10 protein-coding genes are annotated in these 14,685 nt (G+C 47.3%); 6 read left to right on the top strand and 4 right to left on the bottom strand.

Annotation, left to right across the window (positions count from 1 at the left end):
• Positions 1–21 precede the first annotated feature (21 nt).
• From ACYVD4_RS05255 to ACYVD4_RS05245, 3 genes are read right to left on the bottom strand one after another with little or no spacing between them, the layout of a single operon-like run.
• Positions 22–528, bottom strand: a complete 507-nt coding sequence (locus ACYVD4_RS05255) for a hypothetical protein (protein ID WP_460943149.1) — start codon at positions 526–528, stop codon at positions 22–24.
• Positions 525–1,517 (bottom strand): sulfotransferase family protein, encoded by a 993-nt coding sequence (locus ACYVD4_RS05250; RefSeq protein WP_460943147.1) that lies wholly within the window; start codon positions 1,515–1,517, stop codon positions 525–527. Before ACYVD4_RS05250 ends, ACYVD4_RS05255 begins: the two co-directional genes overlap by 4 nt.
• Positions 1,518–1,542: 25 nt before the next feature.
• On the bottom strand, positions 1,543–2,244 hold the full coding sequence (locus ACYVD4_RS05245) for an aspartyl/asparaginyl beta-hydroxylase domain-containing protein (RefSeq protein ID WP_460943145.1): 702 nt from the start codon (positions 2,242–2,244) through the stop codon (positions 1,543–1,545).
• Positions 2,245–2,276: 32 nt separating this feature from the next.
• On the opposite strand from ACYVD4_RS05245, the gene cysC reads away from it, so the two are divergent.
• The 5 genes from cysC to ACYVD4_RS05220 all read left to right on the top strand — a co-directional run bounded on the left by cysC (position 2,277) and on the right by ACYVD4_RS05220 (position 10,600).
• Positions 2,277–2,855: an adenylyl-sulfate kinase gene (gene cysC / locus ACYVD4_RS05240; protein WP_460943143.1), complete on the top strand. Its 579-nt coding sequence runs from the start codon at positions 2,277–2,279 to the stop codon at positions 2,853–2,855.
• Between the two features lie 378 nt (positions 2,856–3,233).
• Positions 3,234–3,779, top strand: a complete 546-nt coding sequence (locus tag ACYVD4_RS05235) for a hypothetical protein (protein WP_460943141.1) — start codon at positions 3,234–3,236, stop codon at positions 3,777–3,779.
• A 68-nt stretch (positions 3,780–3,847) separates the two neighbouring features.
• The gene (locus ACYVD4_RS05230) at positions 3,848–4,480 is read left to right on the top strand and encodes a leucine-rich repeat domain-containing protein (RefSeq protein WP_460943139.1); all 633 of its coding nucleotides are present in this window, start codon (positions 3,848–3,850) and stop codon (positions 4,478–4,480) included.
• Between the two features lie 45 nt (positions 4,481–4,525).
• Complete coding sequence (locus ACYVD4_RS05225) at positions 4,526–5,059, top strand: phage tail protein (protein ID WP_460943137.1); 534 nt, start codon at positions 4,526–4,528, stop codon at positions 5,057–5,059.
• A gap of 111 nt (positions 5,060–5,170) precedes the next feature.
• A complete protein-coding gene (locus ACYVD4_RS05220) occupies positions 5,171–10,600 on the top strand; it encodes a beta strand repeat-containing protein (protein WP_460943135.1) in 5,430 nt (1,809 codons plus the stop codon).
• A 303-nt stretch (positions 10,601–10,903) separates the two neighbouring features.
• On the opposite strand, the gene ACYVD4_RS05215 is transcribed toward ACYVD4_RS05220, so the two are convergent.
• The gene (locus ACYVD4_RS05215) at positions 10,904–11,557 is read right to left on the bottom strand and encodes an NAD-dependent epimerase/dehydratase family protein (RefSeq protein WP_460943133.1); all 654 of its coding nucleotides are present in this window, start codon (positions 11,555–11,557) and stop codon (positions 10,904–10,906) included.
• Between the two features lie 340 nt (positions 11,558–11,897).
• Here ACYVD4_RS05215 and ACYVD4_RS05210 point away from each other — a divergent pair, with 340 nt between their 5' ends.
• A complete protein-coding gene (locus ACYVD4_RS05210) occupies positions 11,898–14,627 on the top strand; it encodes an alpha-d-galacturonidase (RefSeq protein WP_460943131.1) in 2,730 nt (909 codons plus the stop codon).
• The last annotated feature ends 58 nt before the right edge of the window (positions 14,628–14,685 follow it).

The raw sequence follows: 14,685 nt of genomic DNA, 5'->3' as shown, positions 1-14,685 counted from the left end.
TATTTTAGAGCGCTTCGTCTGTTAGTTTGCTGGGGCTGGACGAAGCCAGTTTGTCATTTTTGGAAAGCCCTCTTGAGACGTCGTGTTGTCTTTGGTCATTCCCATCCAGACCAGCAGTGGTAAACCAACGTAAATTTCATTAGTAAAGTTATCGATCAGCCAATTACTATCGCCTTTGTAGCCTCCAGCATGAAACACTACGTCGGCAGAAAAGCCAATTTCCTGACAGGCAGCAAATGTCCAGAGAATTACGGCTATTTCATCCCCCTGTTTGTCAGGCCGCTCTTCTGTAACATTTCCCCCTAACTGCGGGCGTTCATCGGGTAACGTCACCGCTATATGACCTGCTTCGTGCAGAATATCTCCCGGATATTCCAGCTTTCCCCGATCAATAATTAGTTTTCCTTCGCGAATTAGTATACCCGGCAAGAAAGTCGGTTCGTTCAATTCCGTTTCCTCAACGGCAATTCCGATTCTATTCAGGAAGCTATAAATCTGCGCTACGTTGTCTGTTATTACGTTGTTCATTGTTGCAGTTGATGATGGTATGCCCGGCGAACATCGAGCGTATGGTAGAGACTCATCGCGGTCTCCAGATAATGCGGAAGTGGTTTCTCCGGACGATCTTCCTGAAAAACCTGACCGGGACGCTTGGAGTGATATTGACTACGTTCCTGCATTCGTTCCCAGTCTGTTGAAGCAACCTCCAGGTTTAGCGCATTGGCTAGTTGATTCAGCATATCCAGACCACTTTTCTGGTAATTAAGCAAACGAATATTGGCATCGGTTTCGCTGATGTTCAACATCGACCTAAAATAACTTTCCAGCACATTAGCCGTATATTCATCCAACGACATAGACTGAACTTGCCCGGCTGTCAGGCCAAATAATTCGGGCGAAATAAGACCCGGTACGGCATGCATTCCCCGGTGTTTCTGATGCGACAGGAGCACATCATCGGGCGAGCGATATAGGAAAACAAACGGAACCGTGGGATAAAGTCGGCGGAACGTATCATAAAAAGCAAAATGCCAACTATCGAGTTTGATGAACAATCGTTGCTCTCGGCCCGTCCGTCGAATACCCATCCATTTTATTACCGCTTTTAACGTAGCGTCCTGTTCTTCCGGGGAGATGTCAAGCGTTGGATATGTATACGGAATCCGTAACACGTCATCAATCAACTGCATTTCAGACAGAACTATGTGTTGCTCAGGGATTGATAATAACTGCGATAACAATGTAGAGCCACAGCGGGAAACGTGGAAAATAAATGCATCGGGCTGGAGTGCTGAGGTTTCTCCTGCCGCAGCCAACAACCCCGACAACTGGCTGGTAGGTCGCCAACGGGTTGAATTATGTGGGTGCCCTTGGCACTTTCCGATTGTTTCGTCAAAAAAGGGCTCTGCAAATGGCCGATCTGCCACATATAGCCAGTTGAAATTCAATAGATTATCCGCGTTCGTCAGTCGATACGGTATCCAGTTTTTAAGTGCCTGTTCAACGTCAAGCTTCATACTACGTTTGTTTTTCTGCTATTATTTATTGCCCCGACAACTGCTTTATCAATTGGCGAGCCGTGTCAGTATCCTGCCGTTCTAGCTCGGCTATGATCTGTTGAAGCACTTCTGGCGGATAGGTTGCGGCTTGTTTTTCAGTGACAAATGAGTAACCCGCTTTGTCAAACAACGTATCCGACCAGTCGTTACGTCGGCAATCGATAACCAGATGAACCCGCTCCGTATCACCTTCATTACGAACGCTATGCATCAAATCGAAATTAGCGTACCAACACTCGCCAGCTTTCATGGGCAGTGCTACGTCATCAACGACAAAGGCAACTTTTTCGCCGGTCTGAATGGGAATATGCAACCGAAAATAACCGCATTCGTAACTCGTATCGCCATCGCGATGCGGATGAATAATGCTGCCCGGGGCAAGTGCCATGAGCCGAACCGATTCCAATGGGCAGTGAAACTGGCTCAAAATGGCCTGAAAATAAGCACATTGATCTAATAAGGTGGTACTGGCATACGTACCAGATAAGGCCCGAATATCGGTTTCGGCTCCCGACAGCGAACGTAGCGCAATGCTGCTCCACTTGCCCGCAAAATCGGCCTGATTGAAGTGTTGTGTCCAGTTAAACAGCCGACTTGTTGCTAAATCAGCGTTCAGTAGTTTTTGATCGAATTGAACTGGTAATCGAAAAAAACGATTTTCGGAATCTATAGGGTGCTCGTTCATTGTGTATCTTTCGCGTACTACTACTTGGTATAATGTTATTCGTTCAATTTACTGGCTTATCGGGTGCGGGTAAAACCACACTGGCCTATCGGACTCAAAAGCGACTGACCCAGTTGGGTATTCCGGTTGAGGTGCTGGACGGCGATGTATGTCGTCGGCAATTATGGCCGGAATTAACGTTTTCAGAAGCCGACCGTCAGGAAAATATCCGGCGAATGGGTCGTCTTGCGCGGATGTTCACCCAACAGGGGATTCTGGTTCTGATGGCGGCAATTAATCCGTATCAGCATATTCGAAACGAGCTTTCAGAACGTAACGAACCTTCCAAAACTGTTTTTTTATCCTGCGAACTGACTACGCTTATTTCCCGAGATACCAAAGGATTGTATGCCCGCGCTTTACTTCCCTCAACCCATCCCGATCGGCTTGAAAACCTAACGGGCGTCAACGCCGTATACGAACCTCCGTTAAATCCAGACCTGATTCTCTATACCGATCGCGACTCGGAAGGCGTATGTGAAGAACAGCTCATTCAATTCATTATCACTACGTTGCGTGCCTCGACGCCTTCTTTATTTATTCCAAAGTCTTCGTCAGATACCATTTGGTAAGTAATATTCACTAGTTTATATTCTCTAATTCGGCCGATGGAGTAATAAGAAGAAATTATAAAATATTCACATTAACAATCATACAATAATAAAAACTTAATGTTACCTATATAAAAATACTAAAAACTTAGAAGGTATTGTAATATTCAGAAAATTAGTTTGTTTGCAACCCAATCTGTATAATTTATATAATTAAGTTGTTTTATAGCTCATTCACTCTAATAAATATTAACTTTTTGCAATTATTGAATTATTTGTAAGTTTACGATCAGTAAAACAGTTGCTTAGCTTACTTATTAGATTATTTCCAGAGGTCCACGCCATTGATTAGTAGATCATTTCAATAATAATTCACTCGATATGTAACAAATTTTACCTATGGACCGCCGTCTATTTGTCAGGCAATCCGCTCTCGGATTCACCATTCCTTTTTTACCATCCTCCTTTTTCAACGAATCTTTACCCGACAATCAATCCGTAAACCTAGTAGTCAGCGAGTTAGCTGAACTGATTCAGAATGATGAGCTTGGCACACTCCAGCGAATTTCCGTTTCGCACATTTACAGCCCCGCACGGACAAAATGGTCAACGCTACTTTCAACTACAAGTCAGGATTTTGCTTTACTTTCTGAACTTTTAGGTGATGCGTTGCCATCTGACCTTTCAACGCATTTATCCAATGCGAAACCAGATGCTTTTGGGTCATTTTCAACACGCATTACGTATCAGGAGACATCCATAATCTGGCAGGCACTTGCGCATGTAAAAAAAGCGTCAGGGACTCCCTCACGTACCATTATTCTTGCTGGTAGTAAAGGCGTAGTTCAGCTTAATCTGAGTAAACCAGGCTTTAAACTGGTTGATTTTCAAGGGAAAACAGTAGCTAAAAACAGTAGCACAAAGGCAGGCAGTTTGCTTATCTAGCATAACAGCATCATTTCCTGGCTACACCAGTTACTAATCCGTTATTTCTTTTTCCTCAAAAATCACTCATGACTTCAGACACTACGTCCTCCAATAAGCCTTTGCCGGCAATGGCGGATACGCATGCGAAACGGTTTCGCTGGTGGATTGAGTTGGAACCGCAATGGCGTGCCGCGTTTCAGTACGCATTTTTCAGACATGTTGACCAGCCCTCTGCGGAAGAATTAGAAAATCTCTGGCAGACTACCGTGCTACGTTTTGCAGGCCCCAAAGCGCCTAATCCAAATATGAGTTTTGAACTGACAAACTGTTCAGGAGTTAGTGGAATGGTAAATCTGGAAATTCTTGTGATAACGAATCAGCAGCTTAAAAATCTGAACGAACTAACGAGCCTGGTCCATCTTAAAAGTCTTTTCGTTAATAATAATTCGATTCAATCCCTGGAAGGGATCAAAAGTCTTAAAAAGCTGGAGCAGTTGTACGCTCAGATCAATATGATCGACTCAATTGAGCCAGTTAGCGAATTGCACAATCTTCGGGAAATTTATGTGAGTTTGAATGCTCTGAAAAACCTGAATGGGATTTCCAAAAAACACAGCAAAAACCTGAAAGCGTTCTTTTGTCTACCTAACGAGTATTTACCTGACCGGGAGATTATTCGAGTAGAACGCAATCTTGGCATCCGATGCCGATCTATTTAACAACAATCTACTGTTTTTCAACCAAACCTTAAAACATACAAAATTATGAGTGAACCTTTTTTAGCCGCTATTATTATGTTCGCGGGCAATTTTGCTCCTCGTGGCTGGGCTTTCTGCCAAGGCCAAATCCTCTCAATTGCTCAAAATACCGCCTTGTTTTCACTATTGGGCACTACGTACGGCGGAAACGGCCAAACTACGTTTGCCCTCCCCGATTTGCGTGGACGCGTACCGGTTGGACCAGGTCAGGGGCCAGGTCTACCGCCTATCAATTTAGGCCAGATGTCTGGCGAGCCTACTCATACGCTCATAATCACTGAAATGCCAGCTCACAATCATGCGGCACAAGCACAGGGAAACACTAAACCGGGCGCTGCATCTTCGCCAGGGGGCAATACCTGGGCTTCATCTGGTGGTCTAGACCCCGAATACATTAATGAAGCCCCCAATGCCCCTATGGCCTCGAATACTGTGTCGGTAGGAATAGCTGGTGGTAGCCAGCCTCACAACAACATGCAGCCTTATTTAGGGCTAAATTATATAATTGCTACGGAAGGAATTTATCCTTCACGCAACTAGTCAATAGCTATCTCTTGTCGATTTTAGCTTTTTCTATCAGAAGCCAGTTCGCTGGCTTCTGATACTAACCCTGTTTTTAGAACCACAATCAGACCTCAATCTTTCCCTCACATGAATCATCTTTTCTATAGACAAAATACATCGCCCATGTTTCTGCAGAACTGGCGATTATACGTAGTCAGCGGCTTGTGCCTACTGCTTGCGTTACTTAGTATGCAGACCAAAGCCCAAACAATTCCTGCTTCTGTTACGGTTTCGGGCGCCTGTTTGAACAGTACGTATGTGCTGCCGAAATTTGCTGATGATTATGAGAGTACAGGCAAACCTGCCTATCTGGGAACAGGTTCTGTAACCATCAATACGACAGCATACCAAGATGTTGGGATGGCCGTGTATTATGAAACAAGTAGTCCGGCTGGCTGGGTGTTAGCACTTGATGGACAACCTTATCTCACCGTAGCCTCGAATACTGCCCTGCCGCCTATATCGGGTTGGCAAGTTGTTCCCGATAACAGCCTTGGGAATTGTACGGGAGGGGTTGGGCTGACGGTATTGACCGTTCCGCCTTCTGTTAGTATTAGTCCCGCCAATCCTACGGCTGTCTGTGCGGGAGCTTCTGTAAATCTGACCGCCACTCCTACGGGTATTCCGGCTACTGTTACCTATGCTTGGAGCAGTAGTCCAGCCGGTTTTTCAGGCTCCAGCAATACGTTGACTCAGAATGCCCCTAATGTTGGCACAAGTACTACGTATACCATTTCTGTTACGGCCTCCAATGGAGGTATACGAGCTACGTCCAGCGTTACGTTAACTGTAAACCCCCTTCCGACGCTGACTCAAAATGGATCAGCTAACCCGACAACTTGTGGAGGAACTAATGGTATCATTAATTTTACCACCAACCTGTCCAATGGTACTTATCAGCTTAGTTATACCGGAGCGGGTAGTCCCAAAAGCGTTGTGGTTACGGGCGGAGCATTCAGCCTGACAGGCTTAGCCGCAGGTAGTTATTCAGCCTTCTCCATCACCAACAATGGCTGTACTGGCTCATTGGCTACACCCGTTACCCTGAATAATCCTACGCCGACGTTAACCGTTAGTGGCAGTGGTAGCCCGACAACGTGTGGCGGAACAAATGGTCGCCTTGAATTTACGACTACCAATCTTGCCAACGGTACATATACACTCAGCTACACAGGTCCGGGTAGTGCTGCTACGGTCACCGTTGCCGCCAATTCTTTCACGCTGACGGGTTTAGGTCAAGGAACATATACATCCTTCTCACTAAGTGGCAATGGTTGTACGGCGACCAGTTCGTCTAGTGTTCCCCTAACCGATCCTGCACCTCCTACACTGACTCTGGGCACACCTGCCAATCCTACCACCTGTGGAGGCACCAATGGTAGCATCGGCTTTACCACCAATATTGCCTCTGGTACTTATCAGGTGAGTTATACGGGCACGGGAAGTCCTAAAACGGTTACGATAGCCAGCAATGCGTTTAGTCTGACGGGGCTTAGTGCCGGAACTTATTCCAATTTTTCGCTGACTCGCTTCGGTTGTAGCGTTACCGTAACTACACCCGTCACCTTGACAGACCCACCGACACCGACACTGGTATTGAGTACATCAGCCAATCCGAGCACCTGTAGCGGCACCAACGGCAGCATTAGTTTCACTACGAACCTGTCTAATGGTACGTATCAGTTAAACTACACCGGTGCGGGTAATCCTAAACAGGTCACTGTTACAGGCGGAGCTTTCAGTCTGACAGGCCTAGCGGCAGGTAGTTATTCGGCCTTCTCCATCACCAACAATGGTTGTACAGGATCGCTCAATACGACAATTCCGCTGACAGACCCTGTTGCTCCTACCCTCACTCAGAATGGTTCGACTAACCCGACTACCTGTGGAGGCACCAATGGTAGCATCAGCTTTACCACTAACCTGTCTAACGGTACGTATCAGTTGAACTACACAGGCGCGGGTAGCCCTAAAACCATTACTGTCGCCAGTGGAGCTTTTAGCCTGACGGGACTAGCCGCAGGTAGTTATTCAGCCTTCTCCATCACCAACAATGGCTGCACTGGCTCTTCTAATCCGTCCGTAACGCTGACAGACCCACCAACGCCGACACTGGTATTGAGTACGTCAGCCAATCCGAGCACCTGTAGCGGCACCAACGGCAGCATTAGTTTCACTACGAACCTGCCTAATGGTACGTATCAGTTAAACTACACTGGTGCGGGTAATCCTAAACAGGTCACTGTTACAGGCGGAGCTTTCAGTCTGACAGGCCTAGCGGCAGGTAGTTATTCGGCCTTCTCCATCACCAACAATGCTTGTACTGGATCGCTCAATACGTCTGTTTCCTTGTCTGACCCAGCTACTCCAACGCTGGCCGTCAGTACAACGGTTAGTCCGAGTACCTGCGGGGGAACCAATGGCAGCATTAGTTTCACCACAAACCTACCCAACGCTACGTATACACTCAACTATACCGGTTCGGGTAGCCCTAAACAGGTTACGGTCACCAACGGCGCTTTCACCCTGACGGGCTTAGCGGCAGGAACGTACTCAGCTTTTTCTATCACCAACAATGGTTGTGTAGGCTCGGTCAATACGTCTGTTACGTTGAACAACCCGCCCACGCCTACGCTGGTGTTCAGCGCTTCGGCCAATCCGAGCACTTGTAGTGGCACCAATGGTAGCATTAGTTTCACCACCAACTTGCCTAATGGTACGTATCAGTTGAGCTACACAGGTGCGGGTAATCCCAAACAGGTTACCGTAACGAGTGGAGCTTTTAGCCTAACGGGGTTAGCTGCGGGGGCTTACTCGGCCTTCTCGATCACCAACAATGGTTGTACTGGATCGCTCAATACGTCTGTTTCCTTGTCTGACCCAGCTACTCCAACGCTGGCCGTCAGTACAACGGTCAGCCCGAGCACTTGTAATGGTACCAATGGCAGCATCGCCTTCACGACTACCAATCTGGCCAACGGTACGTATCAACTGAGCTATACCGGTGCAGGTAGTCCCAAACAGATCACCGTCACTAATAACGCCTTCACTCTGACGGGCTTAGGAGCAGGAACGTACTCAGCCTTTTCTATCACCAACAATGGTTGTGTAGGCTCGGCCAATACGTCTGTTACGTTGAACAACCCGCCTACACCCACACTGGTCCAGAACGGTTCAGCGAACCCAACTACCTGTAGCGGCACTAATGGTAGCATCAGCTTTACCACTAACCTGCCCAACGGTACGTATCAGTTGAGCTACACAGGCGTGGGTAGTCCCAAACAGGTTACTGTTACGGGGGGAGCTTTCACGCTTGCAGGCTTAGCGGCAGGTAGTTATTCGGCCTTCTCCATCACTAACAATGGTTGTACAGGATCGCTCAATACAAGTGTTTCTCTGTCAGATCCGGCAGCACCGGCTCTTATACCCGGTACGCCGACCAACCCAACCACTTGTGGAGGTACCAATGGCAGCATCGCCTTCACAACGGCTAATCTGCCCAACGGTACGTATACACTCAACTACACAGGTGCGGGTAGTCCTAAGCAGATAACGGTAACCAACAACGCCTTCACTCTGACGGGACTTGGTGCAGGTACGTACTCGGCCTTCTCCATCACCAACAATGGTTGTGTAGGCTCGGCCAATACGTCTGTTACGTTGAACAACCCGCCTACACCCACACTGGTCCAGAACGGTTCAGCGAACCCAACTACCTGTAGCGGCACTAATGGTAGCATCAGCTTTACCACTAACCTGCCCAACGGTACGTATCAGTTGAGCTACACAGGCGTGGGTAGTCCCAAACAGGTTACTGTTACGGGGGGAGCTTTCACGCTTGCAGGCTTAGCGGCAGGTAGTTATTCGGCCTTCTCCATCACTAACAATGGCTGTACGGGAACGCTCAATACCACAGTTTCCTTGTCTGACCCAACAGCACCATCGGTTACGTTAACCAGCAGCGGTACCATTACCTGCTCAAATCCGCAAGTCACATTAGTGGCCACAACTGGTGCCAGCAGCTATCTGTTTAGCAGTGGAGCCAGCCAGGTCGGTGGAAGCGGTGGCAATACAGCAACGGTAACAAATCCAGGATTATATTCTGTAACGTACGTGTCTGCTAACAACTGTCGATCAACTGCTTCGGTAAACGTATCCAGCAACAGCACGTTGAACGCACCTACCTTACAGGCAAGTGCAGCAACGACAACCGCACAGCCGATATCGGTTACGGCAACAGGATGCGCAGGCACAATTAACTGGAACTCTCAAGGTGGTGTTGGCTCAGCAAATGGTTCGATTTATACCTACACACAACCCGGCAATTATACGTTAACGGCTACCTGTACAGTTGGAAGCTGTACAAGCCCTTCGTCCAATGCCGTAAGCCCACGGATCTTACCAGGCGTTTTTGCCATTACACAGGTAACTACGGTAAACTGTCAGGTCCTCAACGCAACAACTGGTCGTTATCAGATTACGTTCAACCCAATATATAGCGGACAGAACTCCAATCCGATTTCGTTCTCGGTTGTGAATGAGATGTTGCCGACTACCAATTCGGGGCCGTATACCTTACAGCTTTACAATGATAATTCAACGATCAATCTGGTGGCTGTGCAGGCTGGCAACGGGCAAGCCAATTTTGCCTACAATTGGGTAGCCGCCTGTCAATCAGGAGGTACGCCTAACAGACCACCTACCACGACTGGGATTCCAAATCAAACCATTACCCAAGGACAGGCTTACCAGTTGAACCTCAGCCCTTATTTCTCTGATCCAGACGGTCAGGCGTTGACGTTTACATCGCAAAATCTACCTGCGGGCTTAAGTATAAATGGAACCTCAATTAGTGGTGCTCCGTCTGCTTCAGGCGTATCGGCTGTGACAATTACGGCCTTAGACCCAGCCGGTTTATCTGCAAGTGCAAACTTCCAACTCACAGTTAGACCAGCGAACACGACCCCAACCGGTTTCGCTATTGCGAGTGTTTCAATGGTGAATTGTCAGGTATTAAAGCCAGATCAACGTCGTATTACGTTCAATCCTCAGTATGCAGGTCTGAATGGTAGCCCAATTTCGTTCTCGGTTGTGAACGAAATGTTGCCAACTAATAATCCTGGCCCTTACAGCCTTGATTTGTATACTGACAACCCAACCATTACGTTGGTTGCCAAGCAGGGGGCTTCAGTGGTTACGTATCCTTACAACTGGTTTGCTGCCTGCAATGCTCCTGCACGGGCAAGTGTAGCAGAAGCTGGATCAAAACTTTCGGTGAAGGTTTTGGGTAATCCAGTCGTAGGAAAATCAGCGGAAGTTGAGATTCAGGGCGTTCAGGGTCAATCTGTGCAGTTGGATTTAGTCGATCTTCAAGGAAAGAGCATCCATCAGCAACGTATTGAGCAGGCAGCAGCAACCGAACGTGTAAACATTCCGATGAATGATAATCGTGGAATTCTTCTGCTGAACGTAAGCACCAACCTCCAGCAACAACAGGTAAAACTTATCAGACAATAACTGTTTGCGGATAAATTCAATAAAGCCCGGCCTTGTGAGGCCGGGCTTTATTGTTTACTAACGTTTCGGTATAATATCTTCCGCTAAAAATCGGTAAATCTGAATTTATGGAACGTGGAAGTCAGGTCTATTAAATATAGCCGAAACGACCTCCAGTATACACGAAAAATACTCGGCTGGCCAACTGGCAGAACGTACCAATCCCTGCAAAAACAAGCCGATCAGAACGTAGTACTTTTTGAGGTTAAAACGAGGAAACCGGGGAAATACAAAAATGATGTAAAGACCCCCTGTTACGTAACGCTATAGCGTTGCCAGTTCTCGAATATCACTGATTTCCAACACATTCTTTGGTGCGCCTTTTTGTGTAGCATTGATCATAGCCCATGCAATCTCCTGTAGCGTCAACACCCGTTTGGGTGCAAACAGGCTGATTAGTTTTATAACCAGCTTATATCCTCTTTTAGCATTTTTCTGACCGGAAAAGGCGGCCATTGCACCCGGCCTGAAATTATATTCACCTTTAAACGGCAAGCGCATCAACGCATTTTCGGTTTTACCTTTTATACGCGCCCACATCACGCGGCCTGTTTCTGTGCTATCAGTGTGGCTTCCCGACACAAAATTGAAAATGATTCCCGGATTGAGTGTTAACAACGTTTCTGCTACGTTCAGAGTAGTATCATACGTAATGCGTGTATAATCTGCTTCATTGGTACCCACTGAACTGATACCAGCGCAGTAAAAACAGGCATTATATCCCGTCATAGCCGCCTGAAACATGCTCAGATTCATAAAATTAGGCACGATCAGCTCTTTAAGCCTGGGATGAACAATGTCGACAGATCGGCGATTGACCATTAACACTTCCTTAACTTCTGGATGCTCCAGACAGGCCAAGAGCACTCCTTCGCCCACAAAGCCAGAGGCCCCGGTCAGTATTATTCTGAGTTGCATACATTACTCGTTTATTGCGCCGAATTTAAGCAAACTGCTGGCTGTTCCAGCAAGGCTTTTCATTAGAACATGATTGCCCGTTGAGCCGCTATTTAGCTTTTTGCTCGATAGCGTTCAGACAGCAGAATCCGTTTTTTGTGACAGGGATGAACCCTACCGCCATACCAGATCAAGAATCGGACCGATGATGGGTGAAGATGCATTCAGACCTTATCACCTGATTTCGTACAATTGAGATAGCTTTATGCAGCACGCTAATATTGTACAATTTTCAGAGAAAATGGTGGAGATTCAGGACACACCAATCCGCTAGATTTGTAGACGCATATTTCCCGTCGCTATGAATCACTACGTAACCCGATTGCTGTGTTCACTCCTGTTTATTTTTTTTGTTACTTTTTCGTTCGCGCAAAAAACGACTAAAAAAACGCAGTCAGTCACCATTACGTTGCCCGCTCAAAGTCATGTACGAATTAGCTTCGGGGCTGAAAAATTAAAACAGGCCTTGCAGGCAACTGGCTATCAGGCTATGATTGCCAACACCACTGCACAACGTAGTAGCGATTATGTTATCCAGTTAGCACTACGTAGTGGAAATGGGCTGAAAAAGGAAGCATTTTCGATTCGGAAGGAAGCGCAAAAACCACTGTCGATTCTGGGTGATGATGCATCAGGAACACTCTACGGCTGTCTGGAACTAGCCGAACAGATAAAAGAAACGGGTAAACTTCCAGAAACAATCAACCTGACCGACGGCCCCGAAATGGTGCTACGTGGTACGTGTATCGGCGTACAGAAACCTACGTATTTGCCCGGTCGCGATGTGTATGAGTACCCGTACACGCCCGAAACCTTTCCGTGGTTATACGACAAAGCTTTGTGGATTCGGTATCTGGATATGATGGTTGAGAATCGCTATAATTCTTTATATCTCTGGAACGGCCATCCGTTTGCATCGCTGGTACGGGTCAAGGAGTATCCATACGCCGTGGAAGTCGATGATGCTACGTTCAAAAAGAACGAAGAAATGTTTCGATTTCTGACTGCCGAAGCCGACAAACGCGGTATCTGGGTGATTCAGATGTTCTACAATATTATCGTCTCAAAACCTTTTGCCGAGCACCATAAAATTAAAACGCAGGACCGGAACCGGCCAATTGTTCCGCTCATTGCCGATTATACCCGAAAATCGATTGCGGCTTTTGTCGAGAAATACCCAAACGTTGGTTTGCTTATTGCGCTGGGCGAAGCCATGGAAGGCGTTGGTCAGGATGATGTCGACTGGTTTACGCAGACCATTATTCCGGGTGTAAAAGATGGTCTGAGAGCACTCGGAAAAACCGAAGAACCACCGCTTGTGCTACGTGCCCACGATACGGATGCCCCGCGTGTGATGAAGGCTGCCTTGCCCATCTACAAAAATTTATATACCGAAGCGAAGTTCAACGGCGAAGCACTCACTACGTATGAGCCACGCGGCAAATGGGCCGATTTGCATCGCACATTAAGTAATATCGGTACGGTTCAGATTGAAAATGTGCATATTCTGGCGAATCTGGAGCCGTTCCGCTACGGTTCGGCCGATTTCATCCAGAAATCGGTGGGGGCCATGCACAGCATTTACGGAGCCAACGGATTGCATCTTTACCCACAGGCGTCGTACTGGGATTGGCCGTACACTGCCGACAAAACCTCCCCTCGCCTACTCCAGCTCGACCGCGACTGGATCTGGTATAAAACCTGGGCGCGTTACGCCTGGAAAGCTGGCAGAAACCGCCCTGACGAAGTATCGTATTGGGGCAACCAACTCGCCGATAAATATGGCTTATCTCCCGATAAAGGCAAAGATGTACTGGAAGCTTACGAACAGTCGGGCGAAATTGAACCGAAGTTGCTACGTCGCTACGGAATTACGGACGGAAACCGTCAGACGCTGACGCTCGGTATGCTGATGACGCAGCTCATTAATCCGTTCCGCTATGGTCTGTTTACGTTAATGTACGAATCGGAAGCACCTGAAGGTGAAATGATTATCGAATACGCCGAAAAGGACTGGAACAAGCAGAAACACATCGGCGAAACACCCCCTCAGATTGCCGACGAAGTGATTGAACATGGTAAAAAAGCCGTAGCTGCTATTGACAAAGCAACTGGTTCGGTCACGAAAGACAAGGCTGAATTCGGCCGATTGAAAAACGATGTGTATTGTCAGAACGCACTTGCTAATTTCTACGCCGAAAAAGCTCGTGCTGCGGTAACTGTGCTGCGTTACAAATATTCAAACGATGTGCGCGATCTGGAAAAAGCGGTTCCTCTGCTCGAAAGCAGCGTAAAACACTTCGCCGAATTAGTGAACCTTACCAAAGATACGTACCTGTATGCTAACAGTATGCAGACGCAGCAACGCAAAATTCCGATGCGGGGCGTAAATGGTACGTATAAAACGTGGGAAGAAATGCTGCCAGTTTATCAAAAAGAATTGAACCGTTTCAAGCACGTAATCGACTCGCTGAAAACGTCTCCCAAAGCCATTGCCAAGCAACCCATTCTGTTGAAACCCGCTGTTGCTACGTTACAGAGTCCGCAGGTTGATACGTATATTCTGGAAAAAGGGCAGCGCGTTTTTGCCGATACGTCACTGACGATTAGTGACGTAGCACCCGAACTAAACCAATTGAAAGGGCTGAAATTTGCCAAAGCGAAACAGCAATCGGAACGTACCAGTTTAACTTTTACGGCAACTCAACCCGTGAAATTATTAGTCGGATTTTTCAACGAAAAAAATCCAAAATACCACCCGGCTCCCGAACTCGAAACCGATGCCAGCGCCAACGATTACGGTCAGTCTGAAATCAAAATTTCGAATGCACTATTGGTTGATGGTCTGCCGCCCGTGAACGTTCATGCCTATTCATTTAAGGCTGGTCAGCACACGCTCAATCTTGGCAAAGGTGCCTGCCTGATTCTGGGTTTTATGGATGGCAATCAGGAGATTCCTATCTCGGATGCGGCCGGGGTCGCGCCCGACCTTGCTGGAAATAAAAAAAACATCGACTGGCTGTTTGAGTAAATAGCCTCTCCGGATTTCCTCAACAGATCAGCAACGTAACAAGAATCCCGTTGGACTG

Source organism: Spirosoma daeguense (assembly GCF_054776875.1).
The sequence above is the reverse complement of the archived record's forward strand: the minus strand, read 5'-3'. Positions and strand labels throughout refer to the sequence as shown.

Excerpts from the sequence above, each read along its gene's own strand:
- ACYVD4_RS05235 (WP_460943141.1), top strand. The coding sequence starts at position 3,234 with ATGGACCGCCGTCTATTTGTCAGGCAATCCGCTCTCGGATTCACCATT.
- ACYVD4_RS05215 (WP_460943133.1), bottom strand. The coding sequence starts at position 11,557 with ATGCAACTCAGAATAATACTGACCGGGGCCTCTGGCTTTGTGGGCGAA.
- ACYVD4_RS05255 (WP_460943149.1), bottom strand. The coding sequence starts at position 528 with ATGAACAACGTAATAACAGACAACGTAGCGCAGATTTATAGCTTCCTG.
- ACYVD4_RS05210 (WP_460943131.1), top strand. The coding sequence starts at position 11,898 with ATGAATCACTACGTAACCCGATTGCTGTGTTCACTCCTGTTTATTTTT.
- ACYVD4_RS05250 (WP_460943147.1), bottom strand. The coding sequence starts at position 1,517 with ATGAAGCTTGACGTTGAACAGGCACTTAAAAACTGGATACCGTATCGA.
- ACYVD4_RS05230 (WP_460943139.1), top strand. The coding sequence starts at position 3,848 with ATGACTTCAGACACTACGTCCTCCAATAAGCCTTTGCCGGCAATGGCG.
- ACYVD4_RS05245 (WP_460943145.1), bottom strand. The coding sequence starts at position 2,244 with ATGAACGAGCACCCTATAGATTCCGAAAATCGTTTTTTTCGATTACCA.
- ACYVD4_RS05225 (WP_460943137.1), top strand. The coding sequence starts at position 4,526 with ATGAGTGAACCTTTTTTAGCCGCTATTATTATGTTCGCGGGCAATTTT.
- cysC (WP_460943143.1), top strand. The coding sequence starts at position 2,277 with ATGTTATTCGTTCAATTTACTGGCTTATCGGGTGCGGGTAAAACCACA.
- ACYVD4_RS05220 (WP_460943135.1), top strand. The coding sequence starts at position 5,171 with ATGAATCATCTTTTCTATAGACAAAATACATCGCCCATGTTTCTGCAG.